Source organism: Cellvibrio sp., assembly GCF_053579595.1.
In genome coordinates this window covers 1-3,209 of record NZ_JBRFPI010000463.1, presented here as the reverse complement: position 1 = coordinate 3,209, position 3,209 = coordinate 1, and the positions used below count along the sequence as shown (strand labels likewise).

The following is a 3,209-nucleotide window of genomic DNA, read 5'->3' as shown; positions in this document are numbered from 1 at the left end:
CTGCGGATGCTCAATAGTTTCAATGTAATTACTAGCCTCGGTCAAACTCTCATGGGTACCGGTATCCAGCCAAGCGTAACCTGTTCCCATAATTTCAACATTCAACTGCTTGCGTTCAAGGTAAGTTTTATTAACGTCTGTTATTTCGAGTTCGCCACGCGAGGATGGCTTAAGACTTTTGGCGATATCTACAACTTGGCTATCGTAAAAATAAAGCCCGGTTACAGCAAAATTGCTTTCGGGTCGATCCGGTTTTTCAACCAGTGATGTCGCGCGCCCATCATTATCGAAAGTTACAACCCCATAGCGCTCAGGATCACGCACCTGATATGCAAAAACAGTTGCACCTTCTGTACGGATCATTGCCGTAGTCAGTTCTTTTTCAAAATTATGTCCATAAAAAATGTTGTCCCCCAAAACCAAAGCGCAATTATCTTTTCCAATAAATTGCTCTCCAATAATAAAGGCTTGCGCAAGCCCATCAGGAGTTGGCTGAACGGCATAATGTAAATTTAAACCCCAATCAGCACCATCGCCAAGCAATAGCTCAAAGCGCGGCAGATCCTGCGGTGTGGAGATAATTAGTATGTCCCTGATTCCCGCTAGCATTAACGTGCTTAACGGATAATAAATCATAGGTTTGTCATACACAGGCAGCAATTGTTTGGAAACAACCTTAGTGACTGGATAGAGGCGCGTACCAGACCCACCAGCAAGAATGATACCTTTACGCTTTTTCATTTTTATTCTCCAAAATTTCTAACACTGCGCATTCAACTCCTTGCTCCCAACCAGTTAAATTGACCGAAAATTCATGGCAGAGTTTTTTGCAGTCAAGCCGCGAATTGGCGGGGCGCTTGGCAGCGACATTGAACTCTGCTGAAGTTACAGGAAAGACGGAGTCAGGACTAAGCAAAAATCGCACGCCCTGCTGGTGAGCGATAGAAAATATAAATTTCGCATAGCGATACCAAGTGGTGCACCCCGCAGCAGCAAGGTGGTAAATGCCGCCTTTGTCTGGCACAAACCGTTGGATGCAATGTGCCGTAACATCAGCTATCAATACTGCACTTGTTGGAGCGCCATATTGATCATCGATAACCTGTAGCTCCGATTTTGTCGCCGCTAACGCCAACATGGTTTTCAAAAAATTGCGCCCATGTGTCGCATACACCCAACTAGTGCGAAAAATTAAATATTGACAACCTGAAGCAATAATCGCGTTCTCACCAGCTAATTTTGAATGCCCATAAATATTTTGGGGTAAGGTTAAATCGCTTTCGCGCCATGCATTTTCGCCTGTTCCGGCAAATACATAGTCAGTTGAGTAATGAACTAATAGAGCATTTATCTCTTTGGCCGCATTTGCAATGCAAGCTGGGGCAAGAGCATTAATGTGCTGAGCCAACTCTGCTTCTGTTTCTGCATTATCAACAGCAGTATATGCAGCGGCATTAACAATTACATCTGGTCGAATGTTTGAAATTGTACGCGCTATCCCAGCCAAATTTGTTAAGTCGCCACAATGATCTTGGGAGTGTCGATCCAGAGTAATGAGCTCACCCAATGGTGCAAGGCTGCGCACTAATTCAACACCAACCTGACCATTTTTACCGAGCAATAAAATTTTCATTCGCTACGATCCGTGTAATTCTTGCTAACCCATTGACGATAAGCGCCGGTCTGAACATTCTGCACCCACACTTGATTTTGCAAATACCATGCAACAGTTTTACGAATACCAGTTTCAAATGTCTCGACAGGACGCCAACCTAATTCACGTTCGATTTTTCCAGCATCTATCGCATAGCGACGATCATGCCCAGGACGATCAGCTACAAATTTAATTTGTGCAGCATAGGACACGGCATCACTACGAGGATGTAATTCATCAAGCAAAGCACAGACAGTTTTCACGATGTCTATATTCGCTTTTTCATTCCAACCACCAACATTATATGTTTCGCCGACACGACCTGCCGCCAATACAGACCTGATTGCAGCACAGTGATCTTTTACATAGAGCCAATCGCGAATCTGCTGCCCATCGCCATAGACAGGCAAATCTTTGCCGGCCAAAGCGTTTACTATCATTAAAGGGATCAACTTTTCAGGAAAGTGATAGGGACCATAATTATTCGAGCAGTTGGTAGTCAGAACGGGTAAGCCATAGGTGTGATGATAGGCGCGGACTAAGTGATCACTAGCGGCTTTACTGGCAGAATAGGGGCTGTTGGGTTCATATTTGTGCTCTTCTGTAAAAGCAGGCGCTGATGATGGCAAGGAGCCATAAACTTCATCAGTTGATACGTGCAAGAACCGAAAACTGTTGCGCTCTGCAACATCCAGTCCACTCCAGTACTGCTTAACAGCATCTAATAACTGAAACGATCCAGTTACATTAGTTTGTATGAATGCCTCTGGACCATGAATCGAGCGATCTACGTGACTTTCTGCTGCAAAATTTATTACTGCGCGAGGCCTGTACCGCTGCAATAAACCGGTGATGAGTGCTTGATCACCAATATCACCCTCGATAAAAATATGGCGTACATCACCCTTTAAACTGCTCAGCGTTTCGAGATTGCCGGCATAGGTTAGCTTATCTAAATTAATAACTGGCTCATCGCAAAGCGACAACCAATCCAAAACAAAGTTTGCACCAATAAATCCAGCACCACCGGTTACTAATATCATCCGCCCACCCAAAAAAATCGGTCATCTGCCCTATTGAGATTGTCCAAACACTAACTACTGCGCCGCAACCCCACACAAGCACAACATTCTAATCTACATTACTGTATTTGCCTAAGCATCCCCTACCCATCTCAAGGTCAGACAGTATAAACTCCCCGCATAGCCTTGAACTGAAACGCCCGATGGACTTAATACCAGCAATGCAAATTACTCCAGATACGCCAACCGCCGATACTCCAATCCAGCGCCAATTAATTGGGCAAATATTGCTCTCTGAAAACGCCATATCAGCTGCGGATCTAGAGAAAGCGCTGGACATTCAACAGGAAATAGGGGGACGACTTGGTGCAATTTTTGTTCGCATGGGCTCGGTATCTGAAGATGTAATTCTGGAAACCCTATCGAGACAATTGAACATAGAAATCATCGGCATCAAGCTCGATCTTCCATCAGCGCAAACTGTCGTTGATTCATGTATTGGATTGAAAGTCAACCCTGACTGGTTATTAGAT

At 44.5% G+C, this 3,209-nt stretch carries 3 protein-coding genes and 1 pseudogene; 1 reads left to right on the top strand and 3 read right to left on the bottom strand.

The window, feature by feature from the left end:
- The 3 genes from rfbA to rfbB form a co-directional block, all read right to left on the bottom strand.
- Positions 1 to 741 (bottom strand): glucose-1-phosphate thymidylyltransferase RfbA (gene rfbA, locus ACWA6V_RS19760; RefSeq protein ID WP_449524096.1); only part of this gene is annotated, 741 nt, incomplete at its 3' end.
- Positions 728 to 1,633, bottom strand: coding sequence for a dTDP-4-dehydrorhamnose reductase (rfbD, locus tag ACWA6V_RS19755; protein ID WP_449524095.1), 906 nt, complete (start codon positions 1,631 to 1,633; stop codon positions 728 to 730). The genes rfbA and rfbD, both read right to left, overlap by 14 nt.
- Positions 1,630 to 2,697 carry a dTDP-glucose 4,6-dehydratase gene (gene rfbB / locus ACWA6V_RS19750; RefSeq protein WP_449524094.1) on the bottom strand — a complete coding sequence of 356 codons (1,068 nt, stop codon included), beginning with the start codon at positions 2,695 to 2,697 and terminating at the stop codon, positions 1,630 to 1,632. The genes rfbD and rfbB overlap by 4 nt, the downstream gene beginning before the upstream one ends.
- Positions 2,698 to 2,879: 182 nt before the next feature.
- Here rfbB and ACWA6V_RS19745 point away from each other — a divergent pair.
- Positions 2,880 to 3,209: pseudogene (locus ACWA6V_RS19745) on the top strand (hypothetical protein); the annotation flags it as partial.